This is a genomic window from Pseudomonas entomophila (assembly GCF_023277925.1).
Taxonomy (GTDB): Bacteria; Pseudomonadota; Gammaproteobacteria; order Pseudomonadales; family Pseudomonadaceae; genus Aquipseudomonas; species Aquipseudomonas entomophila_D.
Map to the genome: position 1 here is coordinate 4,084,916 of NZ_CP063832.1, position 20,057 is coordinate 4,104,972.

Below are 20,057 nucleotides of genomic sequence, written 5' to 3' on the forward strand. Positions count from 1 at the left end.
GCCGCCTCTAGACGGGTTTGGCCCCCATCAGGCCGGCGATGGAAAGGAAGCACACCCCGCTGAACACCGCCAACGCCAGGGTGAACTTCAGCCCTACCGCTTGCGCCTTGCGCAGCCGGTTCAGGCGCACCAGCAACCACCAGGCGGCGAACGCGCCGAAGGTGTAGATGACGCTGGAGGCCAGCACCCAGGCCTGCCCCAGCGGCCAGCCCACCAAGTGCACCAGCCACCAACCGGTGAATGGCATGCTCACCAGGCACAGCCCCATCAGCAGCCATACGAACACCAGTGGCCGGCGCAGCAGCTTGCCGTAGGCGTCGGCATCGCCCTTGCGCCGGGCGATGACAGTCCAGGTCGCCAGGCCCAGGGCGCCCAGCAACAGCAGGGCGGTGGCGAGGATGTGCAGGGTCTTGAGAAGGGTCAGGTGTTCCATGTACGGGTGTCCTTAGGCAGGCCGTTGTGCGTCGCCGGCAATGGGTTCATCAGCCCAAGAATAGCCGGTAGGCCGGGTTCTCGGTCTCGTCCCAGTACGGATAGCCGATCTTGGCCAGCGCCGCCGGCACCAGGTGACGCTCCTCTTCCGGCACCTGCAGGCCCGCCACCACGCGACCATCGGCCGCACCATGATTACGGTAGTGGAACATCGAGATGTTCCAGCGCCCGCCCAGCTTGTTGAGGAAGTTGAACAGTGCGCCCGGCCGCTCGGGGAATTCGAACCGCAGCACCATCTCGTCGCTGGCCCCCGCCGAGTGGCCGCCGACCATGTGGCGGATATGCAGTTTGGCCAGCTCGTTGTCGGTCAGGTCGGTAACCGGGAAGCCCTGCTCGGTCAATTGCTGCACCAATGCGGCGCGCGGGTCGGTTTCGGGATGGGTCTGCACGCCAACGAAGATGTGTGCTTCGTCCGCAGTGTGCTTGCGGTAGTTGAACTCGGTGATCTGGCGCTTGCCGATCGCCTCGCAGAATGCCTTGAAGCTGCCCGGGCGCTCGGGGATGGTCACGGCGATGATCGCCTCGCGCTTCTCGCCCAGTTCGGCACGCTCGGCCACATGGCGCAGGCGGTCGAAGTTGACGTTGGCGCCCGAATCGATGGCCACCAGGGTCTGGCCCGTCACGCCCTTGAGCTCGACGTACTTCTTGATTCCGGCAACGCCCAATGCGCCGGCAGGTTCGGTGATCGAGCGGGTATCGTCGTAGATATCCTTGATTGCCGCGCAGATTTCGTCGGTACTGACGGTAATCACCTCGTCCACATGATGGCGGCAGATATCGAAGGTGTGCTGGCCGATCTGCGCCACCGCCACGCCGTCGGCGAACAACCCGACCTGCGGCAGCACCACGCGCTCGCCCGCGGCCATGGCGGCCTGCAGGCAGTTCGAGTCGTCCGGCTCGACGCCGATCACCTTGATCTCAGGGCGCAAGTACTTCACGTAGGCGGCAATACCGGCGATCAGCCCGCCACCGCCTACCGGCACGAAGATCGCATCGAGCTGGCCTGGGTGCTGGCGCAGGATCTCCATGGCCACGGTGCCCTGGCCGGCGATGGTGTGCGGGTCGTCATAGGGGTGGATGTAGACGAAGCCTTTCTCGTCGACCAGCTTCAGCGAGTACGCCAGCGCCTCGGGGAAGGAGTCGCCGTGCAGCACCACCTTGCCACCGCGCGAACGCACACCCTCGACTTTGATCTCGGGGGTGGTCCTGGGCATCACGATGGTCGCCTTGATGCCCAGCTCACGGGCCGCCAAGGCCACGCCTTGGGCGTGGTTGCCCGCCGAGGCGGTGACCACGCCGCGGGCCAGCTCTTGCGCACTCAGTTGCGCCAGCTTGTTGTAGGCCCCGCGGATCTTGAACGAGAACACCGGTTGCAGGTCCTCGCGCTTGAGCAGGACCGTGTTGCCCAGGCGCTTGCTCAGTTGCCCGGCGCTGTGCAGCGGAGTTTCGACGGCAACGTCATAGACGCGCGAGGTGAGGATCTTCTTGACGTACTGTTCGAGCATCGGAAAGCATCACTGGGCCGCGGGACAAGGCCTGGGAGTCTAACGCAGCGTCACGTCGGGCAGCCACAGCAAAGCCGTCGGAGCCGTTATACTAGGCAACTTTGAAATCCGCCCTGCCCCTCCCGGAGCCCGCATGACCCAGGACCAACTCAAACAGGCCGTCGCCCAGGCCGCCGTCGACCTCATCCTGCCCAAGCTGGATGAAAAAAGCGTCGTCGGCGTTGGCACCGGCTCCACCGCCAACTTCTTCATCGACGCCCTGGCCCAGCACAAAACTGCCTTCGACGGCGCCGTCGCCAGCTCCGAAGCCACCGCCCAGCGCCTGAAAGGCCATGGCATCCCGGTCTACGAGCTGAACAGCGTCAGCGAGCTGGAGTTCTACGTGGACGGCGCCGACGAGAGCGACGCCCACCTGAACCTGATCAAGGGCGGCGGCGCGGCCCTGACCCGCGAGAAAATCGTCGCGGCGGTGGCCAAGACCTTCATCTGCATCGCCGACGCCAGCAAGCTGGTACCCGTGCTGGGCGCCTTCCCGCTGCCGGTCGAGGTCATCCCCATGGCCCGCAGCCACGTGGCGCGCCAGCTGGTCAAGCTGGGCGGCGACCCGGTCTACCGCGAGGGCGTGGTGACCGACAACGGCAACGTCATCCTCGACGTGCACAACCTGCAGATCACCAACCCGGTGGAGCTGGAAAGCCAGATCAACGCCATCGTCGGCGTGGTCACCAACGGCCTGTTCGCGGCGCGGCCGGCGGATGTGCTGCTGCTGGGTACCGCCGAAGGCGTGAAGACCCTCAAGGCCGAGTAAGCAACACTGCCTCTGTAGGGGCCAGCCTCACTGGCGAACCGCGTCCGCCCCGGCAACCGAGGGCCTGCTCGTTCGCCAGCAAGGCTGGCTCCTACAGTGTCATGGCTGCTTGAACACGTAGAACAGGTTCGGCTCACTGACCAGGTAGATGGTCCCGGCATCGTCCATCGCAATCCCTTCCGCCTGCGGCACTGTCTGCTTCAGCCCCTGCATCCCCTTGCGCAACGACAGGGTGCTCAACGGCCGCCCCTTCACATCCAGCTCCAGCACCAGCCGCGACTCATCCGACAGGGCCAGCAGATGCCCACTGCGCTCGTCGAACTGCAGGCTGGACAAGTCCCGTACGAACAACCCCTTGTCGCGCTTGCGGTCCTGCACCACATGCACAGCGTAAGGCTTGTCCGGGTTGTCATGGGGGAAACCATGCACCTCGTAGATCATCATCGGGTCGCGCTCCTTGGCCACGAACAGGCGCTTGCCCGTCGAATCGTAGGCCAACCCCTCGAAGCCCTTGTTGCCATTGAGGCCGATGCCCAGTGACAGCTGCTCGGCATCGTTGGCATCGAGGAACAGGGTGTCATCCTCCAGGCGCACGCGGATCAGCCGCTGCTGGCGCTCATCGGTAATCACGTAGCTGTTGGGGCCCACGTACTCCACGGCCTCGGGGTCGCCGAAACCGGTCAGCGGCACGCGGCGCAGGATGCGCCCGTCCAACGACAGCTCGATCAGCTCGGAACGGGCGTTGGTGACCGTGAACAGGCTCTTGCGGTCCGGGTCGTAGGTCAGGGCCGATAGATCGTCGTCCAGCCCTTCGATGGGCTGTGCCTCGACCGCTACCCGATAGCGGTCCAGCCCCATGCTCTGCTCAGCCGGCTGCCACCAGGCCCGCAGGTTGAACCAGCCGCGCTCGAACAGGCGGAACTCCTGGGCTGCCGCACCCAGGACGAGCAAGGCGGCAAGCACGGTTAAAGCGAGGGTGAGGCGGTAACGACGGCGCATGGAGGCAGACTCGGCAAAGGGGACGCGAATCTAACCATCAACAACTGAAGCAAACCTTAATGCCGTCGTCGAATTGCCCCGGTGGCAGTGTCAGTGCTTCCTGAAACGATAGAACAGGTTAGGTTCGCTGACGAAGTAAAGGTTGCCCTTGTCGTCCATGGCCACGCCTTCGGCGCGTGGGATGGTGTCCTTCAGGCCATTGAAGCCACCCAGCAGGGTCATGAAGCTGACCTGCTCACCTTTCTCGTCCAGTTCCAGCAGCATGTTCGAATCCGCCGACAGCACCAGCAGGTGCCCCGTGCGTGGGTCGACGCTCAAGGCCGACAGGTTGCGCAGGTCAAGCTCATCGCTGGGCAGTACTTGCTTGTCCCCGATGAGCGGGCCATGCCCGTTGGTGCTCCAGGCGTACAGCGTAGGCGGGCGCTCCTCGCCGATGAGCAGGCGCTGGCGCATCGGGTCCCAGGCCACGGCCTCGAAACCTTTGTTGCTCTTGACCGACTCGCCCAGGTCGTAGCTCTTGAAATCGGTGCGTGATAGCGAAGTGGTAGTAGCGTCCACCTTGACCAGGGTCAAGTCGTGGCGGCGCTCGTCGGTGATCGCGATCTGCCCGTCCTCGAGCACGGCGACACCCTCGGGATTGTCCCAACCCTGCAAGGGGATCTTGCGCAGCACATCGCCATCCAGGCTCAACTCGGCCAGGAACGGGTGTTTGCCCATGACGGCGAACAAGGTGCGGGTATGCGGGTTGAAGGCCACGTCCGAGGCTTCATCCTCCTCCATGCCCGCCAATGGCTTGGCATCGATATCCACCACGTAATCTGGCAACCAGATGCTTTCCTGGCGCTCGGCAGAGGTTTCGAAGCGCTCCTTCAGCCACAGCAGGCCACGGTCATCCCAGTGCATGGCCACGACCACGCCATAGCTGATCACCGCCAAGGCGGTAATGCCGATCAGCCAGCGCAGCGACGCGCGGCGTTTGGGTGCAGGCGGGAGGGATGCACGGGTAGAAGTGGCCATTGAAGGAAAGTCCTGAAAGCGAGCGGTGAGGTATAGCCCAATGCCGACGAAAATGCGCAGGTTTGCGCATTATCCGCATCGATTGTGAAAAAAATGGCAACGACCACCCGCGGTCAGGGAAACGGCGGCGGTATCACGCCGCCGCGGCAAAAGGTCAGAGCACGCGCCCTTCGAAACGACTTGCGCCCAGAAGTTCCAACACTAGCTCGTCACCCACGTTGAGCGGGCCGACACCGGCCGGAGTGCCGGTGAGGATGACATCGCCTGGCTGCAGCGAGAAATGCCCGGCGATGTGCTGGATGATCGGCACGATCGGGTTGAGCATCATCGCGCTGCTGCCGTCCTGACGCACTTCACCGTTGATGGTCAGGCGGATACCGATATCGGTGACATCCTCGAACGTACCAGCCGAAACGAACGGCGGCAGTACACAGGCGCCATCGAAGCTCTTGGCCAGCTCCCACGGCAGGCCCTTTTCCTTCAGTTTCGCCTGCACCTCACGCAGGGTGAGGTCGAGCGCCGGCGCGTAGCCGGAAATGGCGTCGAGCACCTCTTCCTCGGACGGCGCAGTGGACAGCGGCTTGCCCAGCAGCACGGCGATTTCCGCTTCGTAATGCACCGAGCCACGCTCGGTCGGGATCTTGAAGCCGCCTTCCAGGGGCACCACGCAGCTACCGGGCTTGATGAACAGCAGTGGCTCGCTGGGGATGGGGTTGTCCAGTTCCTTGGCGTGCTCGGCGTAGTTGCGGCCGATGCACACCACCTTGCCCAGCGGGTAATGGATACGGGTGCCGTCTACATACTGGTGCTGGTAACTCATGGCCGACTCCTGTGAACACTGCTTTTTATTCGGGAGCGAAGATCTTACCCGGATTCATGATGCCGTTAGGGTCGAACACGGCCTTGATCGCCTTCATGCAGGCGATTTCATCCGCCGAGCGGCTGTAACCCAGGTAGTCGCGCTTGGTCATGCCCACGCCGTGCTCGGCGGAGATCGAGCCGTTGTAGCGCTCGACGATCTCGAATACCCACTTGTTGACCTTTGTGCAGGAGGCGAAGAAATCGTCCTTGGTCATGTGGTCGGGCTTGAGGATGTTCAGGTGCAGGTTGCCGTCGCCGATATGGCCGTACCAGACCACTTCGTAGTCTGGGTAGTGTTTGCCGACGATGGCATCGATATCGCGCAGGAACGCCGGCACTTTCGACACGGTGACCGAAATATCGTTCTTGTAGGGTGTCCAGTGGGAGATGGTCTCGGACAGGTACTCGCGCAGCTTCCACAGGTTCTTCAGCTGGGTTTCACTCTGGCTCATCACCCCGTCCAACACCCAGCCCTGTTCGACGCAGTGCTCGAAGGTGGTCAGCGCCTCGTTGGCCACCTCCTCGGTGCTGGCCTCGAACTCCAGCAGTGCGTAGAACGGGCAGTCAGTCTCGAAGGGCGCCGGCACATCGCCACGGGCGAGGATCTTGGCCAGGCCCTTGTCGGAGAAGAACTCGAAGGCCGTGAGGTCGAGTTTGCCCTGGAAAGCGTGCAGCACCGGCATGATCGAGTCGAAGTCCGGCGTGCCCAGCACCATCGCGGTGAGGTTGCGCGGTGCACGGTCCAGGCGCATGGTCGCCTCGACCACGAAGCCCAGCGTACCCTCGGCGCCGATGAACAGCTGGCGCAGGTCGTAGCCGGTGGCGTTCTTGATCAGGTCCTTGTTCAGTTCCAGCAGCTCGCCCTTGCCGGTGACCACCTTGAGCCCGGCGACCCAGTTACGGGTCATGCCGTAGCGAATCACCTTGATCCCGCCGGCATTGGTGCCGATATTGCCGCCGATCTGGCTGGAGCCGCTGGAAGCAAAGTCAACGGGGTAGTACAGCCCCTGGTCTTCGGCAAACTGCTGCAGTTGGCGGGTGATCACCCCGGGTTGGCAGACCACGGTGCGGTCGAACTCATTGAAACCGAGGATCTGGTTCATGTAGTCGAAGGCCACCACCACCTCGCCGTGGGCAGCGACCGCGCCGCCCGACAGCCCGGTACGCCCACCGGACGGCACCAAGGCAACCTTGTGCCGGTTCGCCCAGCGAACGATGGCCTGCACTTGCTCGATGGATTTAGGGAAGACGATGGCGCTGGGCGCGGGCGGATAGTGCTTGGTCCAGTCCTTGCCATACGTCTCGAGCGAGGCGGCATCGGTGAGGACCTTGCCAGGGTCGACCAGGGTCATCAGCTCATCAATTACCACGGACTGGGTCATCGCTGGAACTCTCGACTTATTCATAGTCACCCTGAGCACGCTTCACCTGTCGGGATAAGCTCAGATCAGGTCGCGTATGCTAGCATAGCCCTCCCGCTGTTCGTGCTAAGGCCGACGCCGCGCCGCTTCACCCTCCTCGCCATTTTTCTCCGGGATACAGGTTTACGCAGATGAGCAAGACTTCTCTCGACAAGAGCAAGATCAGGTTCCTTCTTCTTGAAGGCGTCCACCAGAATGCGGTGGATATCCTCAAGGCTGCCGGGTACAGCAACATCGAGTACCTCACCGGCTCGCTGCCGGACGCCGAGCTGAAGGAAAAGATCGCCGATGCCCACTTCATCGGCATCCGCTCGCGCACCCAGCTGACCGAAGAGGTCTTCGACTGTGCGAAGAAACTGGTCGCGGTAGGCTGCTTCTGCATCGGCACCAACCAGGTCGACCTGAACGCGGCCCGCGAGCGCGGCATCGCGGTGTTCAACGCCCCGTACTCCAACACCCGCTCGGTGGCTGAACTGGTGCTGGCCGAAGCTATCCTGCTGCTGCGCGGCATCCCCGAAAAGAACGCCTCCTGCCATCGCGGTGGCTGGATCAAGAGCGCGGCCAACTCCTTCGAGATCCGTGGCAAGAAGCTGGGCATCGTCGGCTACGGCTCGATCGGCACGCAACTGTCGGTCCTGGCCGAAGGCCTGGGCATGCAGGTGTACTTCTACGACCCGCTGACCAAGCTGCCACTGGGCAACGCCACACAAGTCACCAGCCTGCACGAACTGCTGGGCCTGGCCGACATCGTCTCGCTGCACGTGCCTGAGCTGCCGTCCACCCAGTGGATGATCGGCGAGAAGGAAATCCGCGCGATGAAGAAGGGCTCGATCCTGATCAACGCCGCCCGTGGCACCGTGGTCGAGCTGGACCACCTGGCCGCCGCGATCAAGGACAAGCACCTGATCGGCGCCGCCATCGACGTGTTCCCGGTCGAGCCGCGCTCCAACGACGACGAGTTCGAAAGCCCGCTGCGTGGCCTGGACAACGTGATCCTCACGCCACACATCGGTGGCTCCACCGCCGAGGCCCAGGCCAACATCGGCCTGGAAGTGGCCGAGAAGCTGGTCAAGTACAGCGACAACGGTACCTCCGTGTCGTCGGTCAACTTCCCGGAAGTGGCCCTGCCGGCCCACCCAGGCAAGCACCGCCTGCTGCACATCCACGAAAACATCCCGGGTGTGCTCAGCGAGATCAACAAAGTGTTCGCCGAGAACGGTATCAACATCTCCGGTCAGTTCCTGCAGACCGACGAGAAAGTGGGTTACGTGGTAATCGACGTGGACGCCGAGTACTCGGACCTGGCCCAGGAGAAACTGCAGCACGTGAAGGGCACCATTCGCTCGCGCGTACTGTTCTGAGTTTCACTGCGGCATGAAAAAGGGAGGCCCTGGTGGCCTCCCTTTTTTCATTGTCGCGAGCTTGTAGGAGCGGCTTCAGCCGCGATCACCCGCGAACGCGGGTGCCAAGCACCGCAGCGCCTATTTCGCGGCTTAAGCCGCTCCTACAGGTTCAGCGTCACTTGACGTTGACGGTGATCTTCTTCGACTTGACGCTTGGCTTGAACGGCACGTGGTACTGGTCGCCCAGCACCAGCTGCAGGGTGTGCTTGCCCGGCGTCAGGGTGATGGTCGCCTCGGTCTGCGCCTTACCAAAATGCAGCACCTGCGGGCCGGCTGGTAATGGCGCGTTGTTTTCCGGCATCAGGCTGGTCGGCAGTGGCATGTCGGCGGCTGGCGCCTTGTCGACATCCACCAGCAGGTGGTGATGGCCGGTATGCGGAGTCTGGTCGCCCGCAGGCTTCAGGCCCATGCCCTCGATGCCGAACTTGACGGTGAAGGTCTTGTCGACCGTGGCACCATCGGCGGGGGAAACGATGAAGACCTTGGCGCCTTCCGGTGGCTGCTGGCTCTTCAGGGCATCCGCGGCACTGACGAACACCGATACTCCCATCAGCAGACCGGCGACGGCAGCACGCGACATTAGGCTTTTCATTCACTTCTCCTGTGATTCACTTCAATTGACCGCTATCACTAAAAGGAAGCAAGGCGGTACTTCACCATAGTCCACCCACACCGGAAGAGGTTCAAAAACAGGCGCGGAAATATTTCACGGCCGCGTCAAACATTGACCGGGTCTTGAGGTCTGAGGCTGCGCTCGACCGAGGCAGGTAATAAAGACCCGGCGAATGGAAAATCTTCTGCCAAACAAGTAAGGGGCATTCATGCGTTTGACCATTGGCGTGCTGCTGGCAGCACTGTTCACTCCACTGGCCCAGGCCGAACTGATCGATGAAATCAACGACCGGGGGGAGTTGCGCATTGCCGTGCAAAGCGATGCCGCGCCCTACGCCTTCAAGCAGGATGAGCACCTGACGGGGTTCGATATCGAACTGGGCCAGGCCTTGGCCCGGGAACTGGACCTGCGCGCCGAGTTCATCGAGACGCCCGCCGCAGAAGCACTGGCTGGGGTGGAAAGCGGCAAGTTCGACATCACCGTCGACAAGCCCGATACGCAAAACAAACTTGCCCCCGCGTTGAGCGCCAGCCAACCGTTTGGTGCCCAGCACCTGGTGATTCCATTCCAGAAAGATAATCCGGCGTTCGAGAGCGCGGTGAACAATGCCTTGCAGCGGCTCAAGGATAATGGGCGCATTGCCGAGCTGGAAAAGAAATGGCTCCAACAGCAGTAACGCCACCGATCCCGTAGGAGCCAGCCTTGCTGGCGAACAGCCCTGAAGGCGATGTGAAGCCGTTCGCCAGCAAGGCTGGCTCCTACAGGTCCGCGTGGTTCAGCGCTTGCTCGGCCTGGTCCAGCTCCAGTTCGCTGAACACCAGCACCCCTTCACGGCGCAACAAGGCGGTCGTGACCCCTTCCCCCGGCACTTTCACCCCCGTGAAGCTGCCGTCATAGGTCAACCGGTTGCCACACGACGGGCTGCCGGACTTGAGCACCGCCACACGAATGCCATGCCGCCGTACCAAGGCCAGGGCCTGCCGGGCGCCGGCGAGAAACGCCTCGCTGACATCTTCACCCGCCACCGTTACGACCGGCGCCAGCCCATCCAGCACGGCACCACCCTGCCCGCCCGGAATCTCCGCAGGCGGGCGCGGCGTCGGCAAGCCACCGGCCACCTCCGGGCACAACGGCACCACCCGCCCTTCGGCCTGCCAGCGTTGCAACAGGTCGGGGTGACCGCTGGCGCGCCCGTCGTAGCGCACCGGCTGCCCCAGCAGGCAGGCGCTGACCAGGACCTTAGAACGGATCGTTGCCACGGCGGCGGAACCAGCCCGTCAGCGACAGGCGCTCACGCCCGGCCGGGAGGACTTCGTGGGGGATGTCGCCCGACAGGAACACCACCAGGGTGCCCGCCAGCGGCGGCACGTCATGCTCGACGTCACCCTGGAGGAACATGCGCAACTGGCCACCGTCGGCGGGCTGCCAGCCTTCATTGAGATAGAACACGGCCGAAACGGCGCGCCGGTCGTCGTCGCGGAAGCGGTCCAGGTGGCGGCGATAGAAAGCGCCTGGAGGGTACAGGGCGAAATGGCACTCGAAGTCCTCGAGCCCCAGGTACAACCCTTGGTTGATGGCTTGGCGCAAGCTGTCCATGGCCCCCAGATAGTGGTCGCAAGCCTCGGAGTCACCCGGGTCGATCCACTGGATCTGGTCACCGCGAATGGCCTCGCGCACTTCCTGCGCGGCACCACGCCCGACCCCGGCCGGGTTGAGTTCGCCTTCGGCGTGGCGGTGCCGGCATTCGAGTGCCAGCGCGCGGGCCAGTTCGTCGGGCAAGAAGAGCGGCTGCTGCGACCAGCCACGGGTGGCCAGGTCATCGACGATCGCCGACAGCATCGAATGTTCAGGAGGATTGTGCATGGCGCATCATAGCCATTCGGCATGCGCTCGCACAGCGCCGCTTGGTCGAGAACTGCCGTTGGCGTCTCGACAAAGCCCCGCCGAGCCACGGACAATAGCGGACTGCCGACAGGAGTCCTGAATGCGCCGTTTGTTTTCCCTGCTTCTGCTGATGATCTGCACCATGCCTGTCTGGGCAGACAGCCTCGATCAACTGTACAAGGCCGCCGGCTGGCCCGACCAGCGCGCCCACTTCAACGATGCCGTGAGCGCCGCCCAGCAGCGCTACCGCAACAGCCTGCCGCCCGCCGTCTACCAGGCACTGGTCAGCAACAGCAACCAGCGTTTCCAGGCCCAGGCCATGGATCGCCGTGCCTTGGCGCAGCTGCGCGCAAACTTGCAGAACGCCACGCCGGCGCTGAACTTCTTCCAGTCGCCGCTGGGGCGCAAGGTGGTAGCCGCCGAACTGCTGGCCACGCGCAAAGACCAACTGGCCAAGAACGCCAAGGGCCTGCCCAAGATGCAGGCCAGCGATACCCGCCTGCTGATCGTCGGCCACCTGGCCCAGGCCCTGCCGGCCCGCGAAGCCGGCGCCGAGGTCAGCCTGGCGATCGCCGGGGTGGCGGCAGACAGCCTCAGCTCGATGATCCCCGGCCTGTTCGGTGCCGGCCAGGCCCAGGGCCTGCTCGACGGCCAGCGCCAGCGCCTGATGAACCAGGTCGGCGAAGACCTCAACAACACGCTGCTGTATGTCTACCGTGACCTGTCGGATACGGAACTGGAAGAATTCGCCACCTTCGCCGAGTCGCCGCAAGGGCAGGCCTACTACAAGGCCGCCGTGGCCGCCGTGCGCGCCGCGCTGGCGGTCGGCCAGAACGCCGCGGACCTGAACTGATCAGCCCAGGCGCTGGCCGATGAAGTCAAAATAGCGCTGGCGGATACCCGGCAGCTCGTTGGCCAGGTGGTGCCGCGCCTCGGGCAGCAGGAGGATCTGCGGCTCACTGAACTTGGCCTTGAGCACCTTGAGGTTGTAGGGCCAGTCCACGGTGCCATCCGCCTCCCCTTGCACGATCAGCAAGCGCCGCGTGCTGCGCGGCGCGTCCTCTATACGCCGGACCCATTTCAGCAGCGCGCCGACCCAGGCTGTCGGCAAACGGCGCGGCTGCAGCGGGTCGGCTTCCAGAAACGGCAGGAACGCCGGGTCGTTGGTGTTCTCGCTGAAGCGCCGCTCGATGCCGTTGACGAAGTGGCGCAGCACACAATAGCTGAGCTTCGACCAGTGCCAGGCGCGCGGGCGCACCAGCGGCGCCAGCAGGATCACCTCGCCGTCGGCCGGGCTGCGGCCGTCGCAGTGCAGCAGGTGATCGACCACGATGGCACCGCCGGTGCTCTGCCCACACAGGTGCCACGGGCGTGGCAGGTCGAGCTGGCGTGCCTGCTCGAACAAAGCGTCCAGTGTCTGCTGATAAATGTCGAAGTCTTCGATGCTGGCCCGCTCGCCGCTGGACAGCCCGTGCCCGGGCAGGTCGCAGCTGATCACGGTATAGCGCTGCTTGAGTGCCCAGTCGATCACATGCCGGTAGAGACCCATGTGGTCGTAGTAGCCATGCAGCAGGAACAGGGTCGCTACCGGCTGCTCCGGCAACCAGACCTGGCCAACCAGGTCGAACCCGGCTGCCTGGAAGCGGCCAAGCCAACTGGCCACCGGCAGGTCCAGGCCATAGAAGCGCTGGTAGTCACGGCCTTGGGCGGGCAACGACTGGCGCTCGGTGAGGGGCGACAAGCTGGCGCGCAGCGAGTCGGGTTGGAAGGCGGCGGGCATCGGGGACATCCACACTGAAGCAAGTATTGACCTGTGATATTCAGGTCTCGCTGTCATCGTGGCAAGCTTGTGCGGTTATCAGGCGCTGCGAATAAACCATGCCCCGACGTTTCAAGCCATTGGCCGGTATCACCGCCACCCTGCTCTGCGCCGTCGCGCTGTGGTGGGCCTACGACAGTTTCCAGAGCCGCTACCTGCGCCCGTTCGACAACCAGGCCACCCTCTTCGACGGTAGCCAGTTGCAGCTGCCACCCGAGCTGTCCGGCCCCGGCCCGATCCGCGTGGTGCACTTCTGGGACCCAGCCTGCCCGTGCAACGTTGGCAACCAGCAGCACCTGGGCGAGCTGGTCGCGCAGTTCGCCCCACGGGGCGTGAGCTTCCACGTCGTGCAAAAGCCCGGCAGCCACGGCCAGCTTCCCGCCAACCTCACCGCTCTAAAGCCACTGGCCAGCCTGCCCGGCAGCGAACAGCTGCCCGCCACGCCCGCCGTGGCAATCTGGGACCACGAGGGCAACCTGGCCTACTTCGGCCCCTACAGCGAAGGCGCGGTGTGCAACTCGAGCAACAGTTTCATCGAGCCGATTCTCAACGCATTGGAGCAAGGGCGCCGGGTACAAGCCTCCAACACCCTCGCGGTGGGCTGCTACTGCCCCTGGGCCGGCTGACGCACCCGCGCCGGGTTGCCCACCACTACCGCTCCCGCCGGCACATCGCGGGTCACCACGCTGCCGGCACCGACCACGGCGTTGTCACCGATGGTCACGCCGGGCAGGATGATCGCCCCGCCACCGATCCACACGTTGTCGCCGATGCTCACCGGCCGGCCACTCTCAAGACCCGTGCGCCGCAGTTCAGGGTCCATCGGGTGATCGGCGGTGTAGATCTGCACCGCCGGGCCGATCTGGCAGTCGGCGCCAATGCGCACCGGCAGCACATCGAGGATCACGCAATTGAAGTTCATGAAACTGTTGGCACCGATGCTGATGTTGTAGCCGTAGTCGCAATAGAACGGCGGGCGGATCACCGCACCGTCGCCGACCTGGCCGAAATGCTCGACCAGCAAGCCATGGCGCGCGTCGTTGAGCAGCTCGACGCTGCTGTTGTAGCGGTGCATCCAGTGTTTGTTGGCGATCTGCTCAGCCTGCAGCTCGGGGCAACCGGCGTGGTAGAGCTCACCCGCCAACATCTTCTGTTTTTCGCTGAGGGCCATGGAAACTCCTTTCAGGGGCTATGCTCAGTTCGCGAATCCGCCGATGATCGGACCACATTTTTCGCTGGCGTGCACAAGGAGTTTCGATGAAGCGCAGCCTGACCCTGCTGGCGGTGGTGATCGCCGTGGCCGCCGCTGGCACCGGTTACTGGTACGTGCAGGGCAAGCAGCCCCAGCGCGAGGGCGAGGTGGCCGTCAGCGGCTTGCAGGCGCCAGTCAGCGCACGCTACGACGCCCGCGGCGTGCCGCACCTGCAGGCGCAGAACGAACAGGACCTGTACCGCGCCCTTGGCTACGTGCACGCCCAGGACCGCTTGTTCCAGATGGAGATCATGCGCCGCCTGGCCCAGGGGGAACTGGCCGAAGTGCTGGGCGAGAAGCTGGTACCCACCGACACCCTGTTCCGCAGCCTGCGCATCCGTGACCAGGCCGCGTTGATGGTGCAGCGCCTGGACCACCAGTCACCGGCCTGGCAGGCCCTGCAGGCGTACCTCGACGGCGTCAACCAATGGCAGGCGACGCACCCCAAGCCCATGGAGTTCGACGTCCTCGGCATCCCGAAGCGCCCGTTCACCGCCGAGGACACCCTGAGCATCGCCGGCTATCTTGCCTACAGTTTCGCCGCAGCGTTTCGCACTGACCCGGCGTTGACCTACATCCGCGACCAGCTCAGCCCCGAGTACCTGAAGATCTTCGACCTCGACTGGAAGCCCGACGGCGACATCGCCACCCCGCTGGCCGCCACTGACTGGCGCAGCCTCGAACAACTGGCACGGCTGAGCCACGAGGCCCTTGGCGATGTCGGCATCCCGCAGTTCGAGGGCAGCAATGCCTGGGCCGTGGCCGGTAGCCACACCCGCAGCGGCCGCCCGCTGCTGGCAGGCGACCCGCACATCAGCTTCGCTGTGCCGGCGGTGTGGTACGAGGCCGAACTGTCGGCGCCGGGTTTCAACCTGTATGGCTATTTCCAGGCCCTCAACCCATTCGCCCTGCTCGGCCACAATCGCGATTTCGGCTGGAGCCTGACCATGTTCCAGAACGACGACGTCGACCTGATCGCCGAGAAGACCAACCCGGCCGACCCTGATCAAGTGATGGTCGATGGCCGCTGGCAGGCGCTGGAGAAGGCCGAGCAGCAGATCGCGGTCAAGGGCCAGGCGCCGGTGACCATCACCCTGCGCCGCTCGCCCCATGGCCCGATCGTCAACAGCGTGCTGGGCGACACCGCCGGCCCGGCGCCGATCGCCATGTGGTGGGCGTTCCTCGAAACTGAAAATCCGCTGCTCGACGGTTTCTACCAGATCAACCGCGCCGACACCCTCGGCAAGATGCGCGAGGCGGCGGCGAAGGTCCAGGCGCCGGGGCTGAACCTGGTGTGGGCCAACGCCCGTGGCGATATCGGCTGGTGGGCGGCGGCGCGCCTACCGATCCGCCCGGACGGGGTCAACCCGGCGTTCATCCTCGACGGCAGCAGCGGCCAGGCCGCCAAGCCCGGCTTCTACCCCTTCAGCGTCAACCCGCAGCAGGAGAACCCGGCCAGCGGCTATATCGTCTCGGCCAACTACCAGCCACCGGCCTCGATAGCGATACCCGGTTACTACAACCTGGCCGACCGTGGTCGCCAGCTCGATCGCCAGCTGAGCAATCCAGACATCAAGTGGGACATCCAGAGCAGCCAGGCCCTGCAGCTCGACACCAGCAGCGACTACGGCCCACGTACCCTGGCGCCGCTGCTGGGCACCCTGCGCACGGTCGCCAGCGGTGACGAAGAGAAGGAACTGGTGGAACAACTGGCCGCCTGGCGCGGCGACTACCCGCTAGACTCCACCAGCGCCACGCTGTTCAACCAGTTCCTCTACGAACTGGCCTTCGCTGCGTTGCACGATGAGCTGGGTGACACCTGGTTCCCGGTGCTGATCAGCACCCGCGCCATCGATGCCGCCCTGCCGCGCCTGGCCGCCGACGCCGACTCACCCTGGTGGAACACCCGTGGTGGCAACGAGCGCACCGACCGCGCCGCCATCGTGCGCCAGGCCTGGCAGCGCAGCCTGAAGCACCTGCGCGAGACGCTCGGCAAGGACCCGGCCAGCTGGCAGTGGGGCAAGGCCCACACCCTCACCCACAACCATCCGTTGGGGATGAAGAAGCCGTTGAACCTGCTGTTCAATGTCGGCCCGTTCGCCGCGCCGGGCACCCATGAAGTGCCGAACAACCTTTCGGCGAAGATCGGCCCGGCGCCCTGGCCGGTCACCTATGGGCCTTCGACCCGCCGGGTGGTCGACTTCGGCGACCCGGGAGCGGCATTGACCATCAACCCAGTCGGGCAGAGTGGCGTGCTGTTCGACAGCCACTACAAGGACCAGGCCGAGGATTACATCGAAGGGCGCTATCACAAGACGCGGATGGGGGTGATTCCGGCGCAGAGCACCTTGCGCCTGGTGCCTGGCAAATAACGCCCACCGCGTCACGCGATCCCTGTAGGAGCGGCTTCAGCCGCGATCAGCCGCACAGCGGGTGCCATACACCGCGGTGCCCGCATCGCGGCTAAAGCCGCTCCTACAGGGGGCCATGGCTCAACCCTGCCACTTGCCGCCTTCGACGATGACGCTCTCCGGCTTGGTGTCATCGCTGAGTTCTTTACGCACGTACTGGTCGTACAGCTTGAGCAGGAACTTCTCCTCGCCCAACTTGGCCAGCTCGGCGTTCACCCAGTCGCGCAGCTCGGTGTTGCCCTTCTTCACCGCCGGGGCGATCGGCGCCTCGTCACCCAGCAACTGCGGCAATACGCGATAGCCCGGGTTCTGCTTGGCCCAGCTGAACAGGATCAGGTTGTCCTGGGCATACGCCTCGCCACGGCCGCTGGCCAGGGCAGCCAGGGACTCGGTGTTCTTCTCGAACTTCAGCAGTTTCCAGTCCGGGTGGTTCTTGGTCAGCCAGATATCGGCGGTGGTGCCGGTGGTGACGATGATGGTCTTGTCGGCCAGGTCGTCGAGCTTCTGCACCGGGCTACCGTTGGCAACGATGGCCTGCACCGCCACGCGCAAGTTGGGGTTGGTGAAGTCCACCGCTTCTTTGCGCTCGGGGGTGACGGTCATGTTGGCGAGGATCAGGTCGACCTTGTCGCTCTGCAGGAACGGGATGCGGCTGGCGGGTTCGACGGCGACGAACTCGACCTTGTTCTCGTCGCCCAGCAGCTCCTTGGCGAAGCGCCGGCCGATATCGGTGTCGAAACCGACGTAGCGGCCGCTTTCGTCGACGAAACCGAACGGTGGCTTGTCGGTGAACACCCCCACGATCAGCTTGTCGCGGGCCTTGATGGTTTCCAGGTAGCTGGTGGCCGGCGAGGCGGCGGCGGGCTTGGCCGCGTCTTCGGCTTTGTTGCAGCCGGCCAGCAGGGCCAGACCAAGCAGTGGAGCGAGCAGTTTGGCGAACGGTGCGGTCTTCATGACAGTTCCTTGTGCAGTGACTTGGGCAGTGACTTGGGCAGGCTTTCGACGAACGAGAACTTCTCCAGGAACTGCTGCGCACGTGCGCTTCGCGGTTGGGTGAAGAAGCGCTCGGGGTCATTCTGTTCAAGGATCCTGCCGGCCTCCATGAACACGATGCGGTCGGCCACCGCGCGGGCGAAGGCCATTTCGTGGGTGACGATGAGCAGGGTCATGCCGTCGCGGGCCAGGCCCTGGATCACCTGCAGCACCTCCTTGACCATCTCCGGGTCGAGGGCGGCGGTGACTTCGTCGAACAGCATTACCTGGGGGTTCATGCACAGCGAGCGGACGATGGCGATGCGCTGCTGCTGGCCACCGGAAAGCTGCCGGGGGAAGGCGTCGCGCTTGTCCAGCAGCCCCACCCGCGCCAGCAGCGCCTCGGCCTGGGCCTGGGCTTCACGGCGTTCGCGCTTTTGCACCTTGAGCGGGCCCAGCAGCAGGTTGTCGAGCACGCTCATATGGCCGAACAGGTGGTAGCTCTGAAACACCATGCCGACCCGCTGGCGCACCTGGCGCCAGTCGGTGCGCGGGTCGAGCAGTTCCTGGCCGTCGAGGCGCAGGCTGCCGCCCTGGGCCTCCTCCAGCCCGTTGAGGCAGCGCAGCAGGGTGCTCTTGCCGCAGCCGCTGGGGCCGAGGATCACCACCACCTCGCCGGCCCGCACCTGCAGGTCGACATCCTTGAGCACCTGGTGCTCGCCGAAGAATTTGTTGAAACCCTGGAATTCGATCAATGCGTTCATGGCTGGGCCCAGCGGCGTTCCAGCACGCGCGAGGCGGCGGAAAGCGGATAGCAGACGAGGAAGAAGAACAGGAACAGCGCGCCGTAGATCAGCACCGACTCGTAGGTGCGTTCGATGATCTGCTGGCCAACCTTGATGACGTCGACCACACCGATCAGCACCGCCAGCGAGCTGGTCTTGATGATGCGCGTGTAGAGGTTGATGGTCGGCGGGGTCATGCGCTTGAGTGCCTGGGGTAGCAGCACGTAGCCATACAGCTGCCAGCCGCCCAGGCCGATCGACAGCCCTGCCTCGCGCTGCCCGCGGGGCAGCGATTGCAGGGCGCCGCGCACCACCTCGCCCACCTCGCTGGCGCCCCACAGGCCGAGTACCAGCACCGCACACCAGAAGCTGGGGATGCTCAGGCCGAAGAAGATCGGCAGCCCGAAGAACACCAGGTACAGCCAGACCAGCACCGGAATCGCCCGGAACAGCTCCAGGTAGACCTGCAACAGGATGTTCAGCGCCCGATTGCCGAGGGTGGCCAGCACGCCATAGAGCACGCCGCCCAAGGTGGCGAACAGGATGCCCAAGGCCGAGATCGCCAGGGTCTGTACCGCGCCTGCAGCCAGTTGCGGCAGCGACACCAGCAGCAGCTCAATGCCCGAACTGGCCATGTTGCAGCCTCCTTTCCAGATAGCGCAGCAACAGCGACAGCGGCAGGAAGATCAGCACGCAGAGCAGGGTCAGCACGGCAAGCATCTCGTAGGTCTTGTAGTACAGGGCGATGTAGTTCTTGGTGGTGTAGAGGATCTCCGGCACCGCCACCGCCGAGACCACGGTGGTTTCCTTGAGCAGGAACACGAAGTTGGCGAACAGCGCCGGCAGGCTGAGGATGCCGGCCTGGGGCAGGATCACATGACGCAGCAGCTGCCCTTCGGAGAGGCCGATGGAGCGCCCGGACTCCAATTGCGCACGCGGCACGGCTTCCACGCCGGCGCGCAGCACCTCGGTAAGGTAGGCGCCGCCCATGAAGGTCATGGTGATGATCGCCGCGGTGAAGCCGGACACCTTCAACCCCAGGCTCGGCAGGGCGAAGTAGACGAAGAACAGCTGGATCAGCAGCGGCGTGTTGCGGGCAAGCTCCACGTAGCCCTGGACCAGGCGACGCAGGTAGGGCGTGCGCAACACCAGGATGGTGGCGTTGATCAGCGCGACCAGCATCGAGGTGGCAATGGCGATCAGCCCGACTTGCAGGGTCACCCCCACGGCCTTGAAGAACGCGGGCAATGTGCTAAGCATGAAGGCGGTGTCGAAGCTCATGGAAAGGGCCTCGGCACGGGGGTTTGAAGGTATGGCATGGGAAGGTTCCAGCTCGGCGCGAGGGTCGCTCGACGTCCTTGTACAGAGTGATGGCGCTGTGCCGGTAAGCACGATTTGCAGACTTTAAAGGTATAAAAAAGCTTTTATAAATACCTTTATCGCATATCGATATCACCCTTCGAAATTCTCGGAAATTTCCTTCATTACAAAGGGATCTTTCTGGGTAAACCCCTTTCAAAAGAGTTTCAGACTGCGACCTGCATGCCCCATCAGACCTACAAGGACGATAAAGATGAACAGCCCCTGCTCTCCCGCCTCGAATGAACAACTGCTTTGGTTGCTGGCATTGCGCCGGGCACTGGCCAGCCAGCGCTGACCCCCACCTGTGGGAGCGGGTTTAGCGGCGAAAGAGATACCGCGGTGCCTGGCACCCGCTTTGCGGGTGTTCGCCGGCAAAGCCGGCTCCTACAGGTTTGCGGTTGGGCAGACCCTGCCAATAAAAAAACCGACGCAATTTGCGTCGGTTTTTTGTTC

The 20,057-nt window shown here is 64.2% G+C and carries 21 protein-coding genes; 6 read left to right on the forward strand and 15 right to left on the reverse strand.

What is annotated here, in order from left to right:
• Window positions 1-7 precede the first annotated feature (7 nt).
• On the reverse strand, window positions 8-433 hold the full coding sequence (locus IM733_RS18080) for a DUF2269 family protein (RefSeq protein ID WP_248917881.1): 426 nt from the start codon (window positions 431-433) through the stop codon (window positions 8-10).
• A gap of 49 nt (window positions 434-482) precedes the next feature.
• On the reverse strand, window positions 483-1,997 hold the full coding sequence (ilvA, locus tag IM733_RS18085) for a threonine ammonia-lyase, biosynthetic (protein ID WP_248917882.1): 1,515 nt from the start codon (window positions 1,995-1,997) through the stop codon (window positions 483-485).
• A 133-nt stretch (window positions 1,998-2,130) separates the two neighbouring features.
• On the opposite strand from ilvA, the gene rpiA reads away from it, so the two are divergent.
• The gene (gene rpiA / locus IM733_RS18090) at window positions 2,131-2,805 is read left to right on the forward strand and encodes a ribose-5-phosphate isomerase RpiA (protein ID WP_011536226.1); all 675 of its coding nucleotides are present in this window, start codon (window positions 2,131-2,133) and stop codon (window positions 2,803-2,805) included.
• 99 nt (window positions 2,806-2,904) lie between these two features.
• On the opposite strand, the gene IM733_RS18095 is transcribed toward rpiA, so the two are convergent.
• The 4 genes from IM733_RS18095 to IM733_RS18110 all read right to left on the reverse strand — a co-directional run bounded on the left by IM733_RS18095 (window position 2,905) and on the right by IM733_RS18110 (window position 7,064).
• Entirely contained in the window at window positions 2,905-3,804 is a 900-nt protein-coding gene (locus tag IM733_RS18095) for an SdiA-regulated domain-containing protein (protein ID WP_248917883.1), read from the reverse strand.
• Between the two features lie 90 nt (window positions 3,805-3,894).
• Entirely contained in the window at window positions 3,895-4,821 is a 927-nt protein-coding gene (locus IM733_RS18100) for an SdiA-regulated domain-containing protein (RefSeq protein WP_248917884.1), read from the reverse strand.
• 154 nt (window positions 4,822-4,975) lie between these two features.
• Complete coding sequence (locus IM733_RS18105) at window positions 4,976-5,641, reverse strand: fumarylacetoacetate hydrolase family protein (protein ID WP_248917885.1); 666 nt, start codon at window positions 5,639-5,641, stop codon at window positions 4,976-4,978.
• A 25-nt stretch (window positions 5,642-5,666) separates the two neighbouring features.
• On the reverse strand, window positions 5,667-7,064 hold the full coding sequence (locus tag IM733_RS18110; protein WP_248917886.1) for an FAD-binding oxidoreductase: 1,398 nt from the start codon (window positions 7,062-7,064) through the stop codon (window positions 5,667-5,669).
• A gap of 170 nt (window positions 7,065-7,234) precedes the next feature.
• On the opposite strand from IM733_RS18110, the gene serA reads away from it, so the two are divergent.
• Entirely contained in the window at window positions 7,235-8,464 is a 1,230-nt protein-coding gene (gene serA, locus IM733_RS18115; protein ID WP_240065230.1) for a phosphoglycerate dehydrogenase, read from the forward strand.
• A gap of 157 nt (window positions 8,465-8,621) precedes the next feature.
• Here serA and IM733_RS18120 read toward each other — a convergent pair whose 3' ends face one another.
• A complete protein-coding gene (locus IM733_RS18120) occupies window positions 8,622-9,098 on the reverse strand; it encodes a DUF4399 domain-containing protein (RefSeq protein ID WP_248917887.1) in 477 nt (158 codons plus the stop codon).
• Window positions 9,099-9,327: 229 nt separating this feature from the next.
• Between IM733_RS18120 and IM733_RS18125 the strand changes: the two genes are divergently transcribed.
• Entirely contained in the window at window positions 9,328-9,795 is a 468-nt protein-coding gene (locus tag IM733_RS18125) for a transporter substrate-binding domain-containing protein (RefSeq protein ID WP_248917888.1), read from the forward strand.
• 82 nt (window positions 9,796-9,877) lie between these two features.
• Here the strand turns inward: IM733_RS18125 and IM733_RS18130 are convergent, their stop codons facing one another.
• Together IM733_RS18130 and IM733_RS18135 are read right to left on the reverse strand one after the other, a co-directional pair.
• Window positions 9,878-10,378 (reverse strand): DUF523 domain-containing protein, encoded by a 501-nt coding sequence (locus IM733_RS18130; RefSeq protein WP_248917889.1) that lies wholly within the window; start codon window positions 10,376-10,378, stop codon window positions 9,878-9,880.
• Window positions 10,359-10,982 carry a 2OG-Fe(II) oxygenase gene (locus tag IM733_RS18135; RefSeq protein ID WP_248917890.1) on the reverse strand — a complete coding sequence of 208 codons (624 nt, stop codon included), beginning with the start codon at window positions 10,980-10,982 and terminating at the stop codon, window positions 10,359-10,361. Before IM733_RS18135 ends, IM733_RS18130 begins: the two co-directional genes overlap by 20 nt.
• Before the next feature lie 121 nt (window positions 10,983-11,103).
• On the opposite strand from IM733_RS18135, the gene IM733_RS18140 reads away from it, so the two are divergent.
• Window positions 11,104-11,856 carry a DUF2059 domain-containing protein gene (locus tag IM733_RS18140; RefSeq protein WP_248917891.1) on the forward strand — a complete coding sequence of 251 codons (753 nt, stop codon included), beginning with the start codon at window positions 11,104-11,106 and terminating at the stop codon, window positions 11,854-11,856.
• On the opposite strand, the gene IM733_RS18145 is transcribed toward IM733_RS18140, so the two are convergent.
• A complete protein-coding gene (locus IM733_RS18145) occupies window positions 11,857-12,783 on the reverse strand; it encodes an alpha/beta hydrolase (protein ID WP_248917892.1) in 927 nt (308 codons plus the stop codon).
• Between the two features lie 98 nt (window positions 12,784-12,881).
• Between IM733_RS18145 and IM733_RS18150 the strand changes: the two genes are divergently transcribed.
• A complete protein-coding gene (locus tag IM733_RS18150) occupies window positions 12,882-13,448 on the forward strand; it encodes a DUF6436 domain-containing protein (RefSeq protein ID WP_248917893.1) in 567 nt (188 codons plus the stop codon).
• On the opposite strand, the gene IM733_RS18155 is transcribed toward IM733_RS18150, so the two are convergent.
• The gene (locus IM733_RS18155) at window positions 13,427-13,993 is read right to left on the reverse strand and encodes a sugar O-acetyltransferase (protein ID WP_248917894.1); all 567 of its coding nucleotides are present in this window, start codon (window positions 13,991-13,993) and stop codon (window positions 13,427-13,429) included. The two genes, IM733_RS18150 and IM733_RS18155, sit on opposite strands and share 22 nt — an antisense overlap.
• Before the next feature lie 86 nt (window positions 13,994-14,079).
• On the opposite strand from IM733_RS18155, the gene IM733_RS18160 reads away from it, so the two are divergent.
• A complete protein-coding gene (locus IM733_RS18160; protein ID WP_248917895.1) occupies window positions 14,080-16,446 on the forward strand; it encodes a penicillin acylase family protein in 2,367 nt (788 codons plus the stop codon).
• 120 nt (window positions 16,447-16,566) lie between these two features.
• Here the strand turns inward: IM733_RS18160 and IM733_RS18165 are convergent, their stop codons facing one another.
• From IM733_RS18165 to IM733_RS18180, 4 genes are read right to left on the reverse strand one after another with little or no spacing between them, the layout of a single operon-like run.
• On the reverse strand, window positions 16,567-17,439 hold the full coding sequence (locus tag IM733_RS18165; RefSeq protein ID WP_248917896.1) for a transporter substrate-binding domain-containing protein: 873 nt from the start codon (window positions 17,437-17,439) through the stop codon (window positions 16,567-16,569).
• Complete coding sequence (locus IM733_RS18170; RefSeq protein ID WP_248917897.1) at window positions 17,436-18,221, reverse strand: amino acid ABC transporter ATP-binding protein; 786 nt, start codon at window positions 18,219-18,221, stop codon at window positions 17,436-17,438. Before IM733_RS18170 ends, IM733_RS18165 begins: the two co-directional genes overlap by 4 nt.
• The gene (locus IM733_RS18175) at window positions 18,218-18,877 is read right to left on the reverse strand and encodes an amino acid ABC transporter permease (protein WP_248917898.1); all 660 of its coding nucleotides are present in this window, start codon (window positions 18,875-18,877) and stop codon (window positions 18,218-18,220) included. Before IM733_RS18175 ends, IM733_RS18170 begins: the two co-directional genes overlap by 4 nt.
• Window positions 18,858-19,523 (reverse strand): amino acid ABC transporter permease, encoded by a 666-nt coding sequence (locus tag IM733_RS18180; RefSeq protein WP_248917899.1) that lies wholly within the window; start codon window positions 19,521-19,523, stop codon window positions 18,858-18,860. Before IM733_RS18180 ends, IM733_RS18175 begins: the two co-directional genes overlap by 20 nt.
• Window positions 19,524-20,057 lie beyond the last annotated feature (534 nt).